3 protein-coding genes are annotated in these 3,707 nt (G+C 66.6%); 1 reads left to right on the forward strand and 2 read right to left on the reverse strand.

Annotation, left to right across the window (positions count from 1 at the left end; translation table 11 throughout):
* The coding region (locus tag MUO23_11630; protein ID MCJ7513606.1) for a hypothetical protein at window positions 1-443 on the reverse strand (443 nt) is incomplete at its 3' end.
* A complete protein-coding gene (locus MUO23_11635) occupies window positions 440-1,669 on the reverse strand; it encodes a glycosyltransferase family 4 protein (GenBank protein ID MCJ7513607.1) in 1,230 nt (409 codons plus the stop codon). The genes MUO23_11635 and MUO23_11630, both read right to left, overlap by 4 nt.
* 603 nt (window positions 1,670-2,272) lie before the next feature.
* On the opposite strand from MUO23_11635, the gene MUO23_11640 reads away from it, so the two are divergent.
* Entirely contained in the window at window positions 2,273-3,382 is a 1,110-nt protein-coding gene (locus MUO23_11640) for a histidinol-phosphate aminotransferase family protein (protein MCJ7513608.1), read from the forward strand.
* Window positions 3,383-3,707 lie beyond the last annotated feature (325 nt).

The following is a 3,707-nucleotide window of genomic DNA, read 5'->3' on the forward strand; positions in this document are numbered from 1 at the left end:
CCGCGCAGCGCCAGAAGGATCCGCTCGGGCTTGTCGGGCACCGGGCCGCGCACCATCGCCAGGTCACAGCCGAGCTCCGCCAGCTTCTCCGGGTCGTCGAGGCCCAGGGCGATCACCTGCTGCGGCCATTCCAGGAGCGTCAGATCCGGCTCTTCGGTCTCCACAACCTCTCGTAGATCTTCCCAGGGGTGAGGAGAGACGCGCACCCGCGGCAGCATACGGGTCTGCGGGAGCAGATCCAGCTGGCGCATTTCACTGCGCAGCCGGCGGGCATCTCCCGCCGCCCGGCTCACCGCTTCCTCCCCCGTCACCGGGACAACCCCCAGCAGCACGGTCTCAGCCGCCAGCGCTTGCGCCAGCCGAATCGACTCGACGGGCATATAGCCCTTGACCACGGGTACCAAAACGCGCTGCAGGCGGCTGAACAACGGTCGGCGCGTCATCGCTGCACCATCGGCTCGATGTACCGGATGAAGATCTGATTCCAGTCGTAGGACTGCCGGACGCGTACGGCCATGGCATGGGTCGGGCTGGCTTTCAGGCTTGACGCCAGCAACCCAGCCACCTCACGCGGCGCGGCGTCGACCGCGAAGTAGCTTGCCTGATCCCCGCCCAGTTCACGCAACGGAGCGATGTCCGTACAGAAGACCGGAATGCGCGCCAGGGCAGCTTCGAGCAGGGGGATCCCGAATCCCTCTTCCCGGCTTGGCAACAGCAAGGCGTCCGCCAGCCGGAACAGGTCCCCGACAACCTCGTCGGTCAGCGGCTGCGCCCGGTTCTCAGCCAGGAAATGGACATGCTCCTCCAACCCCAGGGCGGCGCGCAGCTCCCGCAGCTCATCGAAGTACGATTGATTGGCCGGGTTGTGCGGCCCAGGGGGTCCGGTGACCAGCAGCGCCAGACGCGGAAAGCTCTCCCGAAGGATGGCGCCGGCCCGCAGCGCAAGCTCGATGTTCTTGCGCCGGGTGAGGCGCACCGGGATCAGCAGGATCGGGTCCGCCTGCGCCAGGTTCAACCGATCGGCGATCTGGCGGGCGTCTGCCGAGAGCTTGAGCAGTGATCCGGCGTCCACGCCGTTCGGGATGACGGCGATCCTGTCGGTCTCGATGCCCATCAGGTCGGCCAGCTGCCTGCGACGGAACTCCGAGATCGCCACGTGCTCGGCCCCCCAATCGGTCGACAACAGGCTCCACGGCCAGCCGGGATAGAGCTCACGCCGGTAGCGTGCCGCGGTCCACGCCAGGTCGTGGTGCCAGAGCACCAGCCGCGCAAGTTGGCCTTCGCGTTTCATTGCTTCCAGGGCTGCGGTCAGCGCAAGGTTCTTGTGCAGCGAGCCGACGTTGTGCGCCAGCAGCACGTCGCATTCGCTCAGCAGCGGGGCAAGCGCCTGACGGATGCGCGCGATCAGATGATCGAAATCTCCAGGAACGCGGCCTTCATCCAGCAGGCGCTTGGCGGCCAGGATCTCCGCGTGCCGCGAGTCGAGCAGAGGCACGACCTCGAGCGGGATGCGCCCATCCCAGGCCTGGCCGCGGCCCGCAATCACCTGGGCCTGGTAGCCGTGGTCAACCAGCAGCCCGGCATGGCGCCGGAGGACCGCTTCCACCCCGCCGACAACGGGCGGGGCTGAGTAGTGGATCAGGGCGGTGCGCGGGCGGCGAGTCATCATCGACGGGTTCGGTCACAGCCGATCGGAGGGCAGGGTAGCGCTGGGTAGCCCGGCTGCAGAGGCCGGGCTGACGCGGAAGCGTTGCGACTCTCATTCTAGCCCATCTGGGCTACGGGCCTCCAGGTCGGCTGCCGTTATAGGACGCTGCCGGCTCCCGACGCCGCGGCCGGCTTCCTCGCTCCGCCGCCCCAGCCCTGCAATCGGGTGCCCGCCTCCGACCCTGCCTGCCCGGGTGAGCGTGCGCCCTGGCTTCGGCCCCGGCCGCACCTTCGATGGGAGCCATCCGACTGCACGCCGGAAACCGCCCCTTCTCCGAAGACCGGCAGATCCTCCCTAGGCGGCAGGTTTTGCGAAGTGCCTGCCCCCCAGGCTTCCTGCCGCACCCAGGCCCCGCGATCCCATGCGCGGCCGCAGGAGCAGGCGAAACGACACCTGCAGGCTCTGCTGATAAGCAGTTGCCGCCTCCTGGCCGGGCGGCTAAGATTGCGGCAAGATGGACGGGGCTCGGCGGCGGCCGCTCGCTGGCAGGGCGGCGGCTTTGGCTTCGCTGAGACTGGCCGGGCGCACACCCACCCGCCCTAACCCACTCCCAAGGAGACATCCATGAAACCTGTTGAGGACTTCTTTGTCCCGTGGCTCAAGGGCCAGAAGATGTACTTCTCGCCGCACATCGACCTGGCCTGGCGCCGGCCTGAACTTCACCGGCTGATGTCGAACGAGAATCCCAATCCGCCTTCCGAGCATGTGATGGCGGCCATCGAGAAGTACGGCGGCATGGCGAACCGCTATGCCGATCAGGGCTTTGCCACCCGCCAGAAGATCGCCGACATGAACGGCCTGCCCGGGATCGAGAACGTGCTGCTGGGCAACGGGTCGAGCGAAGTCTTCGACATGATCCTGCGCAGCTTCGTCCAGCCCGGCGAAGAAGTGATCCAGCACACGCCGTGCTTCGGCATCTACAAGCTGCGTACTTTGATCTGCGGCGGCAAGATCGTCAGCGTGCCGATGAAGTACAAGTGGGGCGATGACGCCTTGCAGTACGACCCGGAGGCCATCGTCAAGGCTATCACCGACCACACCAAGGTGATCGTCGTCGCCAACCCCAACAACCCCACCGGCAACTTCATGGAGCCAGACGGCTTCGTCAAGATTGCCGAGACCGGGATTCCCTTCATCATCGATGAGGCCTACGTGGAGTACGCCGCCGTCAAGGAGAAGTCCCAGGTCGGCCTGGTCAAGAAGTACAAGAACGTGCTGGTCACCCGCACCCTGTCGAAGGCCTACGGCTTGGCGGGGCTGCGCTTCGGCTATGCCCTGGGCGAGAAGGACGTGATCATGCAGATCGCCGCCACGCTGATCCCGTGGAATCAGAGTACGATCGCCATGTGGGCCGGCCTGGCCGCCCTGGAAGACACCGACGGCCTAAAGCAGCGGGTCCAGTTCAACAACAGCGAACTCGACCGGATCATGAATGAGGTCAACAAGCTCAAGGGCGTCAAGGCCTTCTCCACCCGGGGCAACTACATGCTGTTCGACTCCAAGGTTCCGGGCAAGAGCGGCGACGGCATGATCAAGCATGCCGAGGCCAAGGGTCTGATCCTGCGGGGCCAGGAGCCAATGTACGGCAGCGACGGCTGGTTCCGCCTGACCGTCGGCTCGAAGGAAGAGAACGACATGTTCATCGCCGCCGTCAAGGAGTACTTTGCCGCCTGACGACGGCGCGGTCCGCAGTTCGTCATTCACAGCGAGGGCCGGGTGCTGTCCGGCCCTCGCTGCATTCTGCCCGCCGACGCCGGCTCCCCACCGTGGATCTGGATGCCCCCTTCGCCGGACTGGCGTGCCGCGCGCCTGCCCGCGCCTGCTGTGGCCCAGCTTCTTCACCTTACCGCGACCCTGGATTCCCGACTGCGCGGGAATGACGAACCGTTCGCCTGCCCAGGCTCGCCGCGAGGCCGCGCCCCACGTCTCCCCGCGATCCTGGATAATGACAGGCGCTGCCCCTCCCCGGGAACGTCGATGGAGCGCACGCCCCGCCGAG

This window comes from Anaerolineales bacterium (assembly GCA_022866145.1).
GTDB lineage: Bacteria > Chloroflexota > Anaerolineae > Anaerolineales > E44-bin32 > PFL42.